Origin of the sequence: Pedobacter heparinus (assembly GCF_032678725.1) — a bacterium.
In the GTDB taxonomy this organism is placed as follows: domain Bacteria; phylum Bacteroidota; class Bacteroidia; order Sphingobacteriales; family Sphingobacteriaceae; genus Pedobacter; species Pedobacter heparinus_A.
Window position 1 is genome coordinate 135,480 of record NZ_JAVTSC010000001.1, and the last position, 16,165, is coordinate 151,644.

Below are 16,165 nucleotides of genomic sequence, written 5' to 3' on the forward strand. Positions count from 1 at the left end.
ATATTAAGGTATTAGAATTTGGTTTGGGTTAATGATGTTTTACCCGTAACCCAAAGCAAAATAAATGTAATCAATCCATTTAATATGATGAGTTCAAAACCTAAAGCATAGCCAAACCAGTTCATAGAATTGATGTCAATGATGAAACATAATATCGGTGAAAGGATACAGATATAAGGCACAATTTTATCTGTCACTGCCCTTTTGGTGAACATGCCCAAAGCAAATAAACCAACTAAAGGCCCGTAAGTATAACCTGCAGCTTTAAAAATCGCATTTACTACGGAATCATCGTTGATGATCTTGAACACCATGATCACCAGCACCATCAATACAGAAAAACCAACATGTACCAGGTGTCTTTTCCGAACAAGTGCAGGGTCATTCTGATCTGCCTTTTTATCAAAATGTAAAAAATCTACACAAAAGGAAGTAGTTAATGCAGTTAAAGCCGAATCCGTTGTTGCAAATGTTGCTGCTGTTAATCCCAGCATGAAAATAATTCCTGGTATCACATTCAGGTGATTCAATGCAATTTCCGGGTAGAGGTGATCTGGTGTTTTTAACGCGGCAACATCAATTCCGTTGTTTGCTGCAAAAAGATATAATAAAGCACCAACACTTAAAAAGAAAATGTTCATGATCACAAAAACAGTGGTAAAGGTAAACATGTTCTTTTGTGCCTCGCCAATGGTTTTCATACTCAGGTTTTTCTGCATTAAATCCTGATCCAGACCTGTCATGGCGATGGTTACAAAGATGCCGCCTAAAAACTGCTTAAGGAAGTGGGTCTTGCTGCCCAGGAAATCTTCCCAGAAAAAAATCTTGGAATAGCTGCTGTTTTTCACAGCCTCGAAAGTGCCTGCAACATCCAGGTTTAACGATCTGGCAATAAATATGATAGATAAAACTACAGAAAGCAATAAAAAAACCGTTTGGAGTGTATCGGTAATGATGATGGTTTTTAATCCGCCTTTATGCGTATACAGCCAGATTAGCACCAGGCAGATCACAATCGTTAACCAAAATGGCACGTTCCAGGCATCAAAGATAAATTTTTGCAGGACGATGGCTACCAGGTAAAGCCTGAATGCTGAGCCTATGGTACGAGATACCAGGAAGATTACCGCTCCACTTTTGTAACTCCAGAAGCCGAGACGCCTTTCCAGGTAAGTATAAATTGAAATGATGTTTAACCGGTAATATAAGGGTAATAATACGGTCGCTATGATGATAAAACCAACTGCATTTCCTAATATGAATTGAAAATAACCAAAATCACTTTTGCCTACAGCACCAGGTACAGATATAAAGGTAACACCGGACAAGGCAGTTCCTATCATTCCAAAAGCAACGAGGTACCATTTGGAATTTCTGTTTGCAATAAAAAACGAAGCATTGTCTGAGTTGTTCCGGGAGGTGAAGTAAGCCACGCCAACTAATAAAACAAAGTAGCCAATAAGAAAGGATAAGAGAATAATCGGACTCATATAGTGGTTTAATTAAGCTGATAAATGTAAGAAACCATCATGAGTTTATCCTAATAAAACCCAATAAAAATGTTGGCCAAATTTATTTAAATTTGTAAAATGAACTTTTCTTCTAAACTGCTTGAAGATGCTGTCAATGAATTTTCCAAGCTACCCGGAGTTGGACAAAAAACTGCTTTGCGATTGGTACTGCACTTGTTGAATAAAGAACAGGAAGATGTAGAACAGTTTGGGAACGCCCTGATCAGGCTCAGAAAACAAATTAAACATTGTAACATCTGTCATAACATTTCTGATCAGCAGACCTGCAACATCTGTACTGCGGCCAAAAGAGAAAAAGAAGTAATATGCGTGGTAGAAGATACCCGGGATGTTATGGCTGTCGAAAATACCGGGCAATATTTTGGCGTTTACCACGTGCTTGGTGGTTTAATCTCGCCAATGGATGGTATAGGCCCTTCTGATCTTTTTATCGATTCTTTGGTTCAGCGTGTTGCAACAACCCCGGTAAAAGAAGTTATCCTGGCTTTAAGTGCTACCATGGAAGGCGATACCACACTTTTTTACCTGTATAAACGACTTAAAGACTTCCAGATTCCCATTACCACCATAGCAAGGGGCATTGCTTTCGGTGGCGAGCTGGAATATGCCGATGAAATAACCCTTGGGAGGTCTATAGTTACCCGGATACCTTACCAAAACTCATTAATCAAATAATCAAATGGATTTTAAGCATAAAGTAGTCATCATCACCGGTGCATCTTCAGGTATTGGAAAAGCCTGTGCAGAAGAATTTGCCAAAAGAGGTGCTAATCTGGTGCTGGGTGCCCGGCAATATGTAACACTTTGCGAAATTACCGCCGATCTGGAGAAGAGATATGGTATAAAAGCCATTGCTGTTCAAGTGGATGTAAGCAAAGAAGAAGATTGTAAGCTGCTGATTAAACAGGCATTGATCACCTTCAATAAAATTGATGTGCTGATCAATAATGCCGGTTTATCTATGCGGGCACTTTTTGATGAAGTGGATTTGTCTGTATTAAAAAATCTGATGGATGTGAATTTCTGGGGTACCGTGTATTGTACAAAATATGCTTTACCGGAGATACTGAAAACAAAGGGGAGTGTAGTAGGCATATCTTCCATAGCAGGTTATCGTGGTTTGCCAGGCCGTACTGGTTATTCCTCTTCTAAATTCGCTATGAATGGGTTTATGGAATCTCTGCGTACAGAATTGCTCAAAACAGGAGTGCATGTGATGGTGGCTTGTCCAGGCTTTACTACTTCTAATATACGTGTTGCTGCTTTAGCTAAAGATGGCAGTTCGCATGGTGAGACCAGTATGGAAGAAGGAGAAATGATGAGTGCTGAAGAGGTTGCCTCCAATATTGTTAATGGAATTGCTGCACGCAAGCGTACGCTGGTGATGACAGGGCAGGGGAAACTGACTGTATGGATCAATAAATTGCTGCCCGCACTAGCCGATAAACTGGTCTTCAACCACTTTGCTAAAGAGAAGAAAGCCCTAATTAAATAATTTTTTTTAAGAAACATTTGTTCCTTTGCAAAAACAATTCCATATTTGCGCTAATGATACAAACAAACGGACTTAATAACTGGTGGTGGCACAACGCAAATGCGTAGTGTAACCCTGTATTGAACGTTTTTATTTTATATAATAATATTTGAGGGTTGCTTTAAGGCAACCTTTTTTGTTTTACAACCTTTTGAAGCTTCAGGTGAAGCCATTGATATGAAAAAGATACTTAACCACTTATTTGAAAACAAAACTTTTAGCAGGGCTGAAGCGCAGCGGATTTTAACTGCGATTGCCCTGGGCGAGTTTAACACCTCACAGATTGCGGCATTTATTACGGCTTACGGGATGCGTAACATTACTGTTGAGGAACTTCAGGGTTTTCGGGATGCCATGCTTGATCTTTGCATTAAGCTTGATTTTTCTGATTATGAGCTGGTAGATCTCTGTGGTACTGGAGGTGATGGTAAAGATACTTTTAATATTTCTACGCTGGCATCTTTCGTAGTTGCGGGCGCTGGCCACAAAGTAGCCAAGCATGGCAATTACGGGGTTTCGTCTGGCTGCGGTTCGTCCAATGTTATGGAATACCTTGGCTATAGCTTTACGAATGAGCAGGATGTTTTAAAAAGGAGCCTGGATCATGCAGGCATTTGTTTCATCCACGCGCCTTTGTTTAACCCCGCAATGAAAACAGTAGCACCCATCCGTAAAGAACTTGGGGTAAAAACATTTTTCAATATGCTGGGGCCAATGGTTAATCCGGCACAGCCTAAAAACCAGATTGTAGGGGTGTTCAGTTTAGAACTGGCGCGTTTATATGCGTATCTATATCAGGATACTGATAAAAACTATACCATACTTCATGCGGTGGATGGTTTTGATGAAGTTTCTTTAACCTGCGATATCAAAACTTTCAGCAAGAAAGGAGAGGCCCTGATAAAGGTGAGTGACCTGGGGTTTACGCAAATTACGGAGGATAAGATTAAAGGTGGTGATACCGTAGAATCGTCTGCAGAGATATTTATGGATGTTTTGAGTGGAAAGGGAACAGACGAACAGAACAATGTGGTGCTGTGTAATGCGGCACTGGCCATCAATACTATAGATCCGTCAAAGGCTTTTGCAGATTGTTTTTACCATGCTGAATCATCCTTAATGGGTTTAAAAGCAATGGATAGTTTTAAAAAACTAATTGGAAGATAAACAGGTATATATATAAACCCCAATTGAATGGAACCTAAATTAAAAATTTGCGGAATGAAACTTCCTGATAACATTCAGGCAGTAGCGATGCTGAAACCGGATTATTTAGGTTTCATCTTTTACCGGGGGTCTAAAAGGTTTATAGAGGGTTTAACACCTTCTTTTGTGCGTAATCTCCCTGCCGGGATTAAAAAAACAGGGGTTTTTGTAAACGAAGAACTGAACAAGGTTGTTGAACTGGCAATTTTATACGGATTAAATACTGTACAGTTGCATGGTTCGGAACCTGTAAAATATTGCATTGCCTTAAAGGGTTTGCTTGCAGATCATGGCATCACATTAATCAAAGCATTTGGGCTGGGTGAACATTTTGATTTCAGCCAGCTAAAAAACTATGAAACTGTGGTTGATTATTTTCTTTTTGATACCCAGACACCCGCTCACGGCGGTTCAGGTAAAACCTTTAACTGGAAACTCCTTGAAAGGTATACTTTGGATAAACCTTACTTTTTAAGCGGGGGAATTGGCCCGGAACACCTCCTGCAACTAAAAGAAATAACAGATACACGTCTTTATGCCATAGACATCAACAGCAGGTTTGAAACTGCCCCCGGTTTAAAAGACATAGATAAATTGATAGAATTTAAAACTGCATTATGAGCTATTTTGTAAATGAAAAGGGATACTATGGAGATTTCGGCGGAGCTTACATTCCCGAAATGCTATATCCTAACGTAGAAGAACTGAGGGATAATTACCTTAAAATAATAGCAGATGAAGCCTTTCAGAAGGAGTTTCATCAGCTGCTGAAAGATTACGTAGGCAGGCCATCACCATTATACCTGGCTAAAAGACTTTCAAAAAAGTACAATGCCAATATATTTTTGAAACGTGAAGACCTGAACCATACCGGGGCACATAAGATCAATAATACTATCGGACAGATCTTGTTGGCTGAAAAGCTGGGTAAAAAACGCATCATTGCCGAAACAGGTGCCGGTCAGCATGGGGTGGCCACCGCAACAGTATGTGCTTTGCGTGGCCTGGAATGTGTGGTATATATGGGCGAAGTTGACATTCAGCGCCAGGCGCCTAATGTGGCCAGGATGAAGATGCTGGGTGCCAAAGTAGTACCGGCAACTTCTGGAAGTAAGACCTTAAAAGATGCAACCAACGAGGCCATGCGCGACTGGATCAATAATCCTGTTGATACGCATTACATTATCGGGTCTGTGGTAGGACCACATCCTTACCCGGATATGGTTGCTATTTTTCAATCGATCATCTCTGAAGAAACTAAAAAACAACTGATCGAGCAAACCGGAAATGACCAGCCTGATTATGTATTGGCCTGTGTAGGTGGTGGCAGCAATGCAATGGGGATGTTCTATCATTTTCTGGATGATGATAAGGTTAAACTGATTGCCGTTGAAGCCGCCGGTAAAGGAGTGGAGAGCGGTTTTTCGGCAGCTACTACTGCCTTAGGGAAGGAAGGAGTGTTACACGGCAGCCGGAGCATCCTGATGCAGACCCAGGATGGGCAGGTGGTAGAACCACATTCTGTGTCGGCTGGTCTGGATTATCCTGGTATCGGCCCTCAGCATGCCCACCTGTTTAAAAGCGGGCGTGGTCAATATGTATCTATTACTGATGATGAGTCTTTACAGGCAGGTTTGCTGCTCACCCAGATGGAAGGTATCATTCCGGCAATAGAAAGTGCGCACGCACTGGCATATCTGGAAAAAATGACCTTTACAGGTAAAGAAAATGTGGTAGTTTGCCTGTCCGGAAGAGGAGATAAGGACATGGATACCTATATGAAATACTTTAATTTATAAATGACGGCAAGAATATCCTGATATGAACAGACTACAACTATTATTTCAAGAAAAGAAAAATATACTTTCCATCTACTATACTGCCGGTTATCCTAGCCTGGAAGATACAGTAACCATTGCAGAGGCATTGGAAAAATCAGGCGCCGACCTGTTGGAAATCGGCTTCCCTTATTCGGATCCCGTTGCAGATGGCCCTGTCATACAGGCCAGCAGCAAACAGGCACTGGACAATGGGATGGACCTGAAATTATTGTTCCGGCAATTGAAAGACCTTCGGAAAACCGTAAACATCCCGGTTTTGCTAATGGGTTATGTGAACCCAATGTTGCAATTTGGGGTAGAAAATTTTTGTAAAGCCTGCGCCGAAGTGGGTGTAGATGGTTGTATTGTTCCCGATTTGCCGATGGTGGAATATGAAGAACTGTATCAGCCTGTATTTGCTAAGTATGGTCTGAGCAATATCTTTTTGATCACTCCGCAAACGGCTGCAGAACGCATTCAAAAAATTGACGGGTTAAGTAATGGGTTTATTTATTTGCTTTCTTCATCGGCAACAACCGGTCAAAATCTGCAGGTTTCCAATCATACTGAAGCTTATTTCTCAAGAATAGCTGGCCTTAAATTAAAGAACCCTACCATGATTGGGTTCGGCATCAGCAGTAAAGAGACTTTTGATAAAGCCTGCCAGTATGCCAATGGTGCAATTATCGGGAGCGCATTTGTAAAAGCGCTGGATACAAATAACCTGAAAGGAAGTATAACGACTTTTATGCAAAAGTTTAAGCAGGCTTAATCACGTGATTTTTACGAATAGATTTTAAAAAGGTAAAGCCTGCAACACCTGATATTACAGAAGCGCAGAGTACAGCAAACTTCGCTTCTGTAACATGAAGTTCGTCGCTGAAAGAAAGGAGTGATATAAAGATAGACATGGTAAAGCCAATCCCCGCAAGCATACCTAGTCCAATAATGTGTTTCCAGCCAGATCTTGAAGGTAGACTGCCCAGCTTTAGTTTTACTGCCAGCCATGAAAACAGGGTCACGCCAATTGTTTTCCCCACAAATAAGCCGGTGATGATCCCAAACCCAAGTGGGGATACCAGACCGCTGATCATTTCTTTCTGGAAAGTAATGTTGGTGTTTGCCAGTGCAAAAACAGGCATAATGAAATAATTTACCGGCCCGTTAAGCAAATGTTCCAGTTTTTCCAGCGGTGATTCGATGCTGGTTTTATTTGTTGGGATGGTTAAAGCCAGTAAAACGCCTGCAATGGTAGCGTGTATACCTGAATGATGGATAAAATACCATAAAAATGCACCAGGTACCAGGTAAAAGTAAAGTTGTTTTACATTAAAAAAGTTAAAGACAAGCAGTAGTGCAACAATTCCTCCTGCCATTAACAGGTAATCAAAATGAACTTCGTTGGTATAAAAAACAGCAATTACCAGAATGGCTCCCAAATCATCCACGATCGCCAGGGCTGCTAAAAATACCTTTAAAGAAGTAGGTACACTTTTACCCAGCATGGAAATGATGGCCAGGGCAAAAGCAATGTCTGTAGCCATAGGAATACCCCAGCCCGATGCTGTGGTTTCGCCTTTGTTAAATATGAAGTAGATAAAGGCGGGTACCAGCATACCTCCCAATGCAGCTACCACCGGTAGGGATGCTTTTTTTACGGATGACAATTCTCCCTCTACCATCTCCCGTTTAATTTCCAGACCTACCAGTAAAAAGAAAACGGCCATTAAGGCATCATTAATCCAGGCTGATATCGAAAAAACATAGGCCTGTGTTCCAAAAGAAAAACCAAAATCTGTAGCTAAAAAATCTGAAAATGGCTTTGCATAAGTTGAATTGGCGATGAAAAGAGATATCGCCACACAAAACAGCAGTATCATACCGCCAATTTGGCCCGAACGGAAAAAATCCTTAAAAGCTTGTAGATTGAGTAATTTAGCCATGTGGTAAATATAGTTTATTTCGAATAAAAACTATAAAAAGCTATCCAGATCTCCTTTCCCTTCACGGATGATCTCAAACTCTCCGGCTGTACAATCTACTACGGTCGATGCTTCATTGTCTCCATAACCACCATCTATAACAAGATCTACTGTATCTTCATATTTTTCATGGATCAGGTCAGGGTCTGTTGAGTATTCTATTACTTCATCATCGTCACGGATGGAAGTAGATAAAATTGGGTTGCCCAGTTGTCTTACAATTTCCCTTGCTATGTCATTGTCCGGTACCCTGATACCTACTGTTTTCTTATTGGAGCTTAGTAGTTTTGGTACATTGTTATTGGCATTTAGAATAAAGGTAAAAGGGCCGGGAAGTGCTTTTTTTAATACCCTGAAGGTTGCTGTATCAATGGGTTTAATGAAATCTGAAATATGTCTTAGATCTGAACATATGAAAGAAAAATTGGCCTTTTCAGGTTTTATACCTCTAAGCCGGCATATCTTTTCTATGGCCTTCTGATTGGTAATATCGCAGCCCAAACCATAAACTGTGTCAGTTGGGTATATGATTAAACCACCCTTTTTTAACACCTCAACAACTTGTTCAATGGCCTTGGGATTTGGGTTTTCCGGATAGATTTTGATAAGCATATGTAAAATTAAACAAATCTTAGGCCGAAATCCGATTATAATTGTTCAATTGGCATGTTTTTTAGTAAATTGATACGTATGAGAAAAGCATTCATCGCTATTGCAGCATTTTTAGTAGCGCTTACCGTAATGTTAGGCCTTACCTATGCACCTTTATGGTGGTTGTTCATTTTTACCGGTCCGCTGGTTTTACTGGGTATTTACGATTTGTATCAGCCTAAACACAGCATTGTCCGAAACTATCCTGTAGTGGGCAGGTTAAGGTATTTTATGGAAGATCTGAGACCGAAAGTATACCAGTATTTTGTAGAAAGTGATACCAATGGAAAGCCTTTTAGCCGGTTAAACCGCTCCCTGATTTATCAACGTGCAAAAATGGAGAACGATACCATTCCATTTGGTACGCAGCTGGACGTCTATGAAAATGGCTATGAATGGTTAAGTCATAGCATTTCAGCCATCAGCCACCATGAACTGGAAGAAAGTCCACGCGTTTTGGTGGGTGGCCCCGATTGTTCCAAGCCTTATTCGGCCAGTATCTATAACATCTCAGCGATGAGCTTTGGCTCTTTAAGTCAGAACGCCATTTTGGCTTTAAACGGTGGTGCAAAACTCGGTGGTTTTGCACACAATACCGGAGAAGGAGGAATCAGTGACTATCATGCCAATCCGGGTGGAGATCTGATCTGGCAAATCGGAACTGGCTATTTTGGCTGTAGAAATCATGATGATGGTTCATTTAACCCTGCGGCATTTGCTGAAAGGTCTCAGACAGATCAGGTTAAGATGATTGAGATTAAGTTGTCGCAAGGCGCGAAACCTGGCCATGGAGGTATCCTTCCAGCCAAAAAGGTAACACCTGAAATTGCGAGGATCAGACTGGTAAAAGTAGGTTATGATGTGATCTCCCCGCCTTCACACTCGGCTTTCAGAACCCCGCTGGAGCTGGTGGCTTTTGTAAAACAATTGCGGGAACTTTCTGGTGGTAAACCTGTCGGTATCAAATTGTGTATTGGCCGCAGAAGCGAATTTTTTGCGATCTGTAAGGCAATGATGGAAACGGGTACTTATGTCGATTTCATTACTGTAGATGGAGGAGAAGGGGGGACCGGGGCTTCACCACAGGAATTCTCTAACGCCGTTGGTATGCCCTTAAGAGAGGCTGTGGCATTTGTGTACGATGTGCTGAGTGGTTTTAATCTGAAACAACATATTAAAATTATCGCCTCTGGAAAAGTAGCATCAGGGTTTGATCTTGTGAAAAACATTGCACTTGGGGCGGATTTGTGTAACTCTGCAAGAGGAATGATGTTTGCTTTGGGCTGCATCCAGGCTCTGGAATGCAACAGCAATACCTGTCCTACCGGAGTGGCTACGCAAGATCCAAGCTTAATGAAAGGTCTGGTGGTGGAAGATAAAAAAGTGCGGGTGTTCAATTTTCACAGGCTCACCGTTGCCAGCGCAGTTGAATTGCTTGGCGCTGCAGGTTTACACCATCCTTATCAGCTTACCCGGGCTTACATCAACAGGAGGATTGCACCCAATGTGATGCAATCCTACATGGAGAGTTTTCCTTATATTCCGGAAGGGAGCTTATTGCAAACACCTTATCCGCTCCGTTTTGAGTTGGGTATGGCGCTAAGTTCATCTTCCAGCTTTAATCCAACCGATTATAAGGTATCGATGGTAGATTATGCTCATGCAAACTCTTATTCAGACGAAACGAACGCAGATAAAAATTAAAATTCTGCGTTCTTAGGGAAACGGGGAAACGCAATCACATCCCTGATATTCGTCATACCGCTTACAAACAGTACCAGCCTTTCAAAACCTACGCCAAAGCCGGAATGCGGAGCAGAACCAAAACGTCTGGTGTCTAAAAACCACCAAAGCTCTTCCTGAGGGATTCCAAGTTCTTCCATTCTGGCTACCAGTTTATCCAGACGTTCTTCTCTTTGCGATCCGCCAACCATTTCACCTATGCCCGGAAAAAGGATATCCATAGCAGCTACCGTTTTTCTGCCTTGGTCATCCGGCTCGTTCTGCCTCATGTAAAATGATTTGATGTCAGCAGGATAATCCGTCAGGATTACTGGTTTTTTGAAGTGTTTCTCAACCAGGTAGCGTTCATGTTCAGATTGCAGATCGGCACCCCATTCGTCAATCAGGTATTTGAACTGTTTTTTCTGGTTAGGTTTTGACGATCTTAAAATTGCTATAGCTTCAGTATACGTTAACCTTTCGAAATCATTGTTCAGGCAGAAATTAAGTTTGTCTTTTAACGACATTTCACTGCGTTCGTTCTGAGGTTTTGTTTTTTCTTCTTCCTGTAGCCTGTTGTTCAGGAAATCAATTTCTTCGGCACAATTGTCCAGCGCATAACGGATCACATATTTCAACATGTCTTCTGCAAGTTGCATGTTGTCTTCCAGATCGGCAAAAGCAACCTCAGGTTCCACCATCCAGAATTCTGCAAGGTGGCGGGTCGTATTTGAGTTTTCTGCCCTGAAAGTAGGACCAAAAGTATAGATCTGTCCAAATGCCATAGCGGCAAGTTCACCTTCCAGTTGCCCTGAGACCGTTAGGTTGGTAGAACGGGCAAAAAAATCTTCAGAAAAATCTATTCTTCCATCCGCTGTCCGTGCTGGGTTTTCAAGGTCGAGCGTGGTTACCTTGAACATTTCACCGGCACCTTCCGCATCCGAAGCCGTAATGATAGGAGTGTGCATATACACAAAGCCTCTTTCATTATAAAACTGATGGATGGCAAAAGCCAGTGCATGACGCAATTTAAATATGGCATTAAAAGTATTGGTGCGGAAACGCAGGTGTGCAATTTCTCTCAAAAACTCCAGACTATGTTTTTTTGGCTGCAGCGGAAATTTTTCAGGATCGCTGTCGCCCAATATCTCTATCGATGACGCTTTAATGTCCACTTTCTGCCCTTTCCCCAATGACGCTACAAGGGTACCTTTAACGGCGATTGCGGCGCCGGTAGTTATGCGTTTTAGTAGTGCTTCATCCGTATTGTTAAAATCAACCACAATCTGGATGTTTCCCATACAGGAACCATCATTCATAGCAATAAACTGATTGTTACGGAAGGTGCGTACCCAACCCATAACCGTTACTTCTCTGTTAAACTCTTCTGTCTCGAGCAGACTTTTTACTTTTTCTCTGTGTATCATGATTTTATTATGGAGAGCGTCAAAATTAAGGAATTCTTCTAATAAATAACAGGTTAATGTTTCTTAGTTTGTTTTTGGGTATTTTTGGTTTATTGTGTGTTTTTAATGTGTTTTGGTGTTTTTGTACTGGTGTTTTGTGTATTTATGCTATATAATTTTGGTTTTTATGTATTATATGTGTGTATTTTGCGTACTTTTTGATTTTTGTATATTTTATTTATGTTTTAATATGTTTTTTTGTTGTCGTTTTGTGTGTTTTACAAGTTTTATATGTCTTTTTATGTGATTTTTATCATTATTTATCGAATTTTTATAATTATTTTTTATTTTTTGTGTATTTTATTGTGTGTAATTGGAATATATATCTATATTTGTAATGCTCGTTTAATTTATATTTGGTTAGAGAGGCCTATATCTGGATGGATATAGGCCTCTTCTTTTTTTTATTCCTGGTAGCTCAAATCAAAATCTCAGGCATAAAAAAAGCCGCACCGGTTTAACGGAACGGCCTTCTTATAAAAGGAACTATATTTTAAGCCAAAACTTTCGTAACCAGATCCGATGCGTCCTGTAAAGCAATGGCTGAATAAACTTTCAATCCTGACTCATCGATCAGTTTTTTAGCTTCTTCTGCATTTGTGCCTTGTAAACGACAGATAATTGGAACCGGAACATTTCCGATTTCGTTATAGGCATCAATAACACCTTGTGCAACACGATCGCAACGTACAATTCCGCCAAATATATTAATCAGGATTGCTTTTACGTTCGGGTCTTTAAGGATAATGTTGAAACCGGCCTTTACTGTTTGCGCGTTTGCGGTACCGCCTACATCAAGGAAATTAGCAGGCTCGCCACCGGCAATTTTGATGATGTCCATAGTTGCCATTGCTAAACCGGCACCATTAACCATACAACCAACGTTTCCGTCAAGTTTGACATAGTTCAGGTTAGATTCGCTGGCTTCTACGTCTGTAGGGTCTTCTTCCAGTTTATCACGCATTGCTGCATAATCAGGATGACGGAACAAAGCATTCTCATCTAAATCAACTTTAGCATCAACAGCAATGATTTTATCATCAGATGTTTTTAATACCGGGTTGATCTCAAACATAGCAGAATCTGTGCTGTCGTAAGCTTTGTAAAGGGCAGTGACAAATTTTACCATCTCTTTGAAAGCCGCACCACTTAAACCTAAGTTGAAAGCAATTTTGCGGGCTTGAAAAGCCTGCAAACCGACTTTAGGGTCAATTTCTTCTTTAAAAATTAAATGAGGAGTATGCTCAGCAACTTCTTCAATGTCCATACCACCTTCAGTAGAATACATAATGATGTTTCTTCCGTTTCCACGGTTTAACAAAACACTTACGTAGAATTCTTTGGTTTCTGAAGCTCCAGGATAATATACATCCTGTGCAACTAAAATTTTATTAACTTTTTTTCCTTCAGGGCCAGTTTGTGGAGTTACCAGCTGCATACCTAAAATTGCAGCTGCTCTTTCCTTAACCTCATCAAGGCTTTTAGCCAGTTTTACGCCACCGCCTTTACCCCGTCCACCTGCGTGGATCTGAGCTTTAATTACAACCCAGTCAGAATTGTAGTCAGTTTTCATTTTTTTAGCAGCTTCTACAGCCTGCTCTACCGTGTCGGCTACTATGCCTTCTTGTACGGCTACTCCAAAACTTTTAAGTATTTCTTTACCTTGATATTCGTGGATATTCATTCGCTGAAAAAATTTGTCCCAAATCTACAACTTCAAAAGCTTTATAACAAATGGCTACAGGTATTTTCAACGTTTATGTTTTGAGTTTCCGGTTTAAGTTTTTTTATTGTCCTTTTAAACTTAAGTTTCATCCTCATCAGATACTTGCTGAAATTGACTTTGCCAGCTTTAAACAGACGTTTGTGGGCAAACCATACCACCAATGTGGTAGAAAAATAAAATATGGTATAAAAATAATAGGACACTACCTTCATAAATGCGTTTTTACTGTTGTATAACAAGCTTAACCGTTCAATCTGAAATGTAATATGCGCAGCTTCGTCGATTAAGATGTCTGTACATATCTGTTTCAATAATTTGCATTTGGTCGCATCCTTTAAGCATTGATAGAAAATCTGGGCGGTACTTTCAACTGTGATCACTGCTATAGTCCAGAATTCCATATGCGTATTTAAACCTCTTATTTTCCTAAATAAACTATCACCCCAGTCTTTTTTTATTCTCTGTTCACCTATAAGGTCGATGTAATGTCCCAGGTTGTTTCCATGTTTTTGCTCTTCTTTGATGAAGAGTTTAATGGCATCGGTATAGTACGGATGGTTAAACAGCTTGGCATGTTTGGTGGCAGCTTTTACAAGACTGGTACCTTCAGATGTTTCGCCCAGTTGCCAAGCCTGCAAAGATTTTAGAATGTTTTGTTTTTCTGAGATAGCTAAAACGGGTTGAATACTCCAGTCGATCCTTTCGTTTTTAAGATTGCTATTGAAATAGTCTATCCAATACAATGTGTTGTGCATAACGTGAAGTTTTTTAGGAATTATAGCTGATTTTTAAATAAGTATTGTTGCGTTTGCCAGTCGCGGTAGTTCCAGGAAAGCAGTGATCCGCGGTCGTATTCTTGTTTGAACCTGCTGATCCTTTTTTGTAAGTCGTTCTCAAAAGCGAGCTTCCTTTCCCCCTCGGTTGTTTTCTTTAATATGTTGCGTTGCGTTTGGAGATCATATTCGTATTGCGAAGCATATACGGAAGTTTCAAGATATTTACTAAGCAGCTGTTTATTCTGATGTAATAGTGGTAAGGTTTTATCCGAAAAGCCTGTTAAATGATCAAGATCGAGGCGTATGGATTCCTTATGATTGATGTTATAGGATACGATAAATACATCCCAATTTATAAAGCCAAAAACAAGAAGCAGGACATACCAGGCAAAGCCATTTACTTTGCAGAGATAGAAAAAGGATTTTTGTCTGGATACTTTAATGTAAACGGTAGCCAGACCAATTATACAAAGCAGCAGGAAAACCATTACACCAATGCGTTTATAGGTTAAACCCAGCGCATTAATATAGTGCAGGTCTCTGAGCAGTACAGAAGCGACCAGGAAGGCATTCTGGAAGATCCACAAATAGGCCAGTAAACGAAGTGTCTTATTCTTACTATAGAAATTCAGGTTCCCGCTAAAAAAATAGACAATGACCAGCATGGCCATAATAATGCTGAATATCAACGCTTCAGCGCCATCGTGCAATGCCTCACTATAGTTTGTACCAGCTGTTCCTCCAAACCACAACGTGCTAAGGTCAATTAAATTTAAAGCAAGTATCAAGAGGTTTAAGGCCGAAAAAGAGATGATGCCAATGATATTCTCGGTTTTTAGTGCGGTGTTGCGTTTCAGCAGGTTGCCAGCAAAAATAGAAACGAGTTCGTACAGAACAGAGCTGCTTTTTTTATTCTTTCGCTGGCGTACGAGTTGTTCATGGCAGCTGGCTTCCGCTTTTTCCAGTTCAAGGTCTTTTAAGCTTATAAAAATTGCAGCAGCAAGCACAATGCCTAAAATAATGTGCAGAAAGCGTGGTAAACTTAAATCTGCAAATAGAAAATTGAGTATATTGTTAATAAAGGTACTTATACCTGAAAAAAAATGCTCCACGTAGCCAGCAAATATGTTATTCGCGGCGCTATAAAGTATCATGAAAAAAGTAATGGCAATTAGGGGGATGATGATGTACTTAATAGATCTCAGCATAGGCTTAAAAAACATCCCGCTAAAGCGTGCGCCCAATATTTTTTTTACCAGGTTTACAGGGGCTGTTACAAATTGTAATGCCGCTGCCAGGAGAATGGTAAAGATGCTTCTGAGCAATTGGAAGTGTGTAATGCCAATCACTACAGCCAGACTGATGTACCAGGCAATAACAGTAAGGGCAGATTTATTAAAGACAACCAACAGAGAGGTCAATAGTAAACTGGCACCGGTTAAATAGCTTTTTGTGTTCTTACTCTTTTCTTTATCCAGCAAGATGATGGTCAGTATAAAGATAGCGTAGACCAGGAGATTGATCGCTTGTTTTTCCATCCAGAAGAGGTAATTGAATAGCAGGCCTCCTGTTATGGTTGCCAGGATCTGCAGGTTTATCGATTTTTTCATGAGTATGGTATTTTTGTTAGGAGAGTTTACTAATGCCTGACGCTGGAATCAGACCATCTGAAAGATGGGTAGGTTGAGCTGTCATTTGTTGAACTGAATTTGCTTCCATTTTGCATGTTTTAAAAGTGCTTTGTATTTCA

The 16,165-nt window shown here is 40.5% G+C and carries 14 protein-coding genes; 7 read left to right on the forward strand and 7 right to left on the reverse strand.

Translation table 11 applies throughout. The features are described 5' to 3' along the window. Nucleotides 1–11: 11 nt before the first annotated feature. Nucleotides 12–1,490, reverse strand: coding sequence for a sodium:solute symporter (locus tag R2Q85_RS00605; protein WP_316809793.1), 1,479 nt, complete (start codon nucleotides 1,488–1,490; stop codon nucleotides 12–14). A gap of 99 nt (nucleotides 1,491–1,589) precedes the next feature. Here R2Q85_RS00605 and recR point away from each other — a divergent pair, with 99 nt between their 5' ends. The 6 genes from recR (at nucleotide 1,590) to trpA (ending at nucleotide 6,864) form a co-directional block, all read left to right on the forward strand. Beyond that, entirely contained in the window at nucleotides 1,590–2,207 is a 618-nt protein-coding gene (gene recR / locus R2Q85_RS00610) for a recombination mediator RecR (protein WP_316809794.1), read from the forward strand. 4 nt (nucleotides 2,208–2,211) lie between these two features. After that, nucleotides 2,212–3,027, forward strand: coding sequence for an SDR family oxidoreductase (locus R2Q85_RS00615; protein WP_316809795.1), 816 nt, complete (start codon nucleotides 2,212–2,214; stop codon nucleotides 3,025–3,027). 216 nt (nucleotides 3,028–3,243) lie between these two features. Further along, entirely contained in the window at nucleotides 3,244–4,233 is a 990-nt protein-coding gene (gene trpD, locus R2Q85_RS00620; RefSeq protein WP_316809796.1) for an anthranilate phosphoribosyltransferase, read from the forward strand. Nucleotides 4,234–4,260: 27 nt separating this feature from the next. After that, a complete protein-coding gene (locus R2Q85_RS00625; RefSeq protein WP_316809797.1) occupies nucleotides 4,261–4,893 on the forward strand; it encodes a phosphoribosylanthranilate isomerase in 633 nt (210 codons plus the stop codon). Next, nucleotides 4,890–6,071 carry a tryptophan synthase subunit beta gene (gene trpB, locus R2Q85_RS00630; protein ID WP_316809798.1) on the forward strand — a complete coding sequence of 394 codons (1,182 nt, stop codon included), beginning with the start codon at nucleotides 4,890–4,892 and terminating at the stop codon, nucleotides 6,069–6,071. The genes R2Q85_RS00625 and trpB overlap by 4 nt, the downstream gene beginning before the upstream one ends. Before the next feature lie 22 nt (nucleotides 6,072–6,093). Beyond that, nucleotides 6,094–6,864: a tryptophan synthase subunit alpha gene (gene trpA, locus R2Q85_RS00635; protein WP_316809799.1), complete on the forward strand. Its 771-nt coding sequence runs from the start codon at nucleotides 6,094–6,096 to the stop codon at nucleotides 6,862–6,864. On the opposite strand, the gene nhaA is transcribed toward trpA, so the two are convergent. Together nhaA and R2Q85_RS00645 are read right to left on the reverse strand one after the other, a co-directional pair. Then, nucleotides 6,851–8,035: a Na+/H+ antiporter NhaA gene (nhaA, locus tag R2Q85_RS00640; protein ID WP_316809800.1), complete on the reverse strand. Its 1,185-nt coding sequence runs from the start codon at nucleotides 8,033–8,035 to the stop codon at nucleotides 6,851–6,853. The genes trpA and nhaA overlap by 14 nt on opposite strands. Before the next feature lie 30 nt (nucleotides 8,036–8,065). Then, nucleotides 8,066–8,686 carry an L-threonylcarbamoyladenylate synthase gene (locus R2Q85_RS00645; RefSeq protein WP_316809801.1) on the reverse strand — a complete coding sequence of 207 codons (621 nt, stop codon included), beginning with the start codon at nucleotides 8,684–8,686 and terminating at the stop codon, nucleotides 8,066–8,068. Between the two features lie 78 nt (nucleotides 8,687–8,764). Here R2Q85_RS00645 and R2Q85_RS00650 point away from each other — a divergent pair, with 78 nt between their 5' ends. After that, on the forward strand, nucleotides 8,765–10,429 hold the full coding sequence (locus R2Q85_RS00650; RefSeq protein ID WP_316809802.1) for an FMN-binding glutamate synthase family protein: 1,665 nt from the start codon (nucleotides 8,765–8,767) through the stop codon (nucleotides 10,427–10,429). Here the strand turns inward: R2Q85_RS00650 and asnS are convergent. The 4 genes from asnS to R2Q85_RS00670 all read right to left on the reverse strand — a co-directional run bounded on the left by asnS (nucleotide 10,426) and on the right by R2Q85_RS00670 (nucleotide 16,025). Beyond that, a complete protein-coding gene (asnS, locus tag R2Q85_RS00655) occupies nucleotides 10,426–11,874 on the reverse strand; it encodes an asparagine--tRNA ligase (RefSeq protein ID WP_316809803.1) in 1,449 nt (482 codons plus the stop codon). The genes R2Q85_RS00650 and asnS overlap by 4 nt on opposite strands. 532 nt (nucleotides 11,875–12,406) lie before the next feature. Next, the gene (gene sucC, locus R2Q85_RS00660; protein ID WP_316809804.1) at nucleotides 12,407–13,597 is read right to left on the reverse strand and encodes an ADP-forming succinate--CoA ligase subunit beta; all 1,191 of its coding nucleotides are present in this window, start codon (nucleotides 13,595–13,597) and stop codon (nucleotides 12,407–12,409) included. A 41-nt stretch (nucleotides 13,598–13,638) separates the two neighbouring features. Then, the gene (locus tag R2Q85_RS00665) at nucleotides 13,639–14,394 is read right to left on the reverse strand and encodes a ferritin-like domain-containing protein (protein WP_316809805.1); all 756 of its coding nucleotides are present in this window, start codon (nucleotides 14,392–14,394) and stop codon (nucleotides 13,639–13,641) included. Nucleotides 14,395–14,414: 20 nt separating this feature from the next. Beyond that, nucleotides 14,415–16,025, reverse strand: a complete 1,611-nt coding sequence (locus R2Q85_RS00670) for a DUF4173 domain-containing protein (protein WP_316809806.1) — start codon at nucleotides 16,023–16,025, stop codon at nucleotides 14,415–14,417. Between the last annotated feature and the right edge of the window lie 140 nt (nucleotides 16,026–16,165).

Excerpts from the sequence above, each read along its gene's own strand:
- R2Q85_RS00615 (WP_316809795.1), top strand. The coding sequence starts at position 2,212 with ATGGATTTTAAGCATAAAGTAGTCATCATCACCGGTGCATCTTCAGGT.
- R2Q85_RS00645 (WP_316809801.1), bottom strand. The coding sequence starts at position 8,686 with ATGCTTATCAAAATCTATCCGGAAAACCCAAATCCCAAGGCCATTGAA.
- recR (WP_316809794.1), top strand. The coding sequence starts at position 1,590 with ATGAACTTTTCTTCTAAACTGCTTGAAGATGCTGTCAATGAATTTTCC.
- R2Q85_RS00665 (WP_316809805.1), bottom strand. The coding sequence starts at position 14,394 with ATGCACAACACATTGTATTGGATAGACTATTTCAATAGCAATCTTAAA.
- sucC (WP_316809804.1), bottom strand. The coding sequence starts at position 13,597 with ATGAATATCCACGAATATCAAGGTAAAGAAATACTTAAAAGTTTTGGA.
- R2Q85_RS00650 (WP_316809802.1), top strand. The coding sequence starts at position 8,765 with ATGAGAAAAGCATTCATCGCTATTGCAGCATTTTTAGTAGCGCTTACC.
- trpA (WP_316809799.1), top strand. The coding sequence starts at position 6,094 with ATGAACAGACTACAACTATTATTTCAAGAAAAGAAAAATATACTTTCC.
- trpD (WP_316809796.1), top strand. The coding sequence starts at position 3,244 with ATGAAAAAGATACTTAACCACTTATTTGAAAACAAAACTTTTAGCAGG.
- asnS (WP_316809803.1), bottom strand. The coding sequence starts at position 11,874 with ATGATACACAGAGAAAAAGTAAAAAGTCTGCTCGAGACAGAAGAGTTT.
- R2Q85_RS00625 (WP_316809797.1), top strand. The coding sequence starts at position 4,261 with ATGGAACCTAAATTAAAAATTTGCGGAATGAAACTTCCTGATAACATT.
- R2Q85_RS00605 (WP_316809793.1), bottom strand. The coding sequence starts at position 1,490 with ATGAGTCCGATTATTCTCTTATCCTTTCTTATTGGCTACTTTGTTTTA.
- trpB (WP_316809798.1), top strand. The coding sequence starts at position 4,890 with ATGAGCTATTTTGTAAATGAAAAGGGATACTATGGAGATTTCGGCGGA.
- R2Q85_RS00670 (WP_316809806.1), bottom strand. The coding sequence starts at position 16,025 with ATGAAAAAATCGATAAACCTGCAGATCCTGGCAACCATAACAGGAGGC.
- nhaA (WP_316809800.1), bottom strand. The coding sequence starts at position 8,035 with ATGGCTAAATTACTCAATCTACAAGCTTTTAAGGATTTTTTCCGTTCG.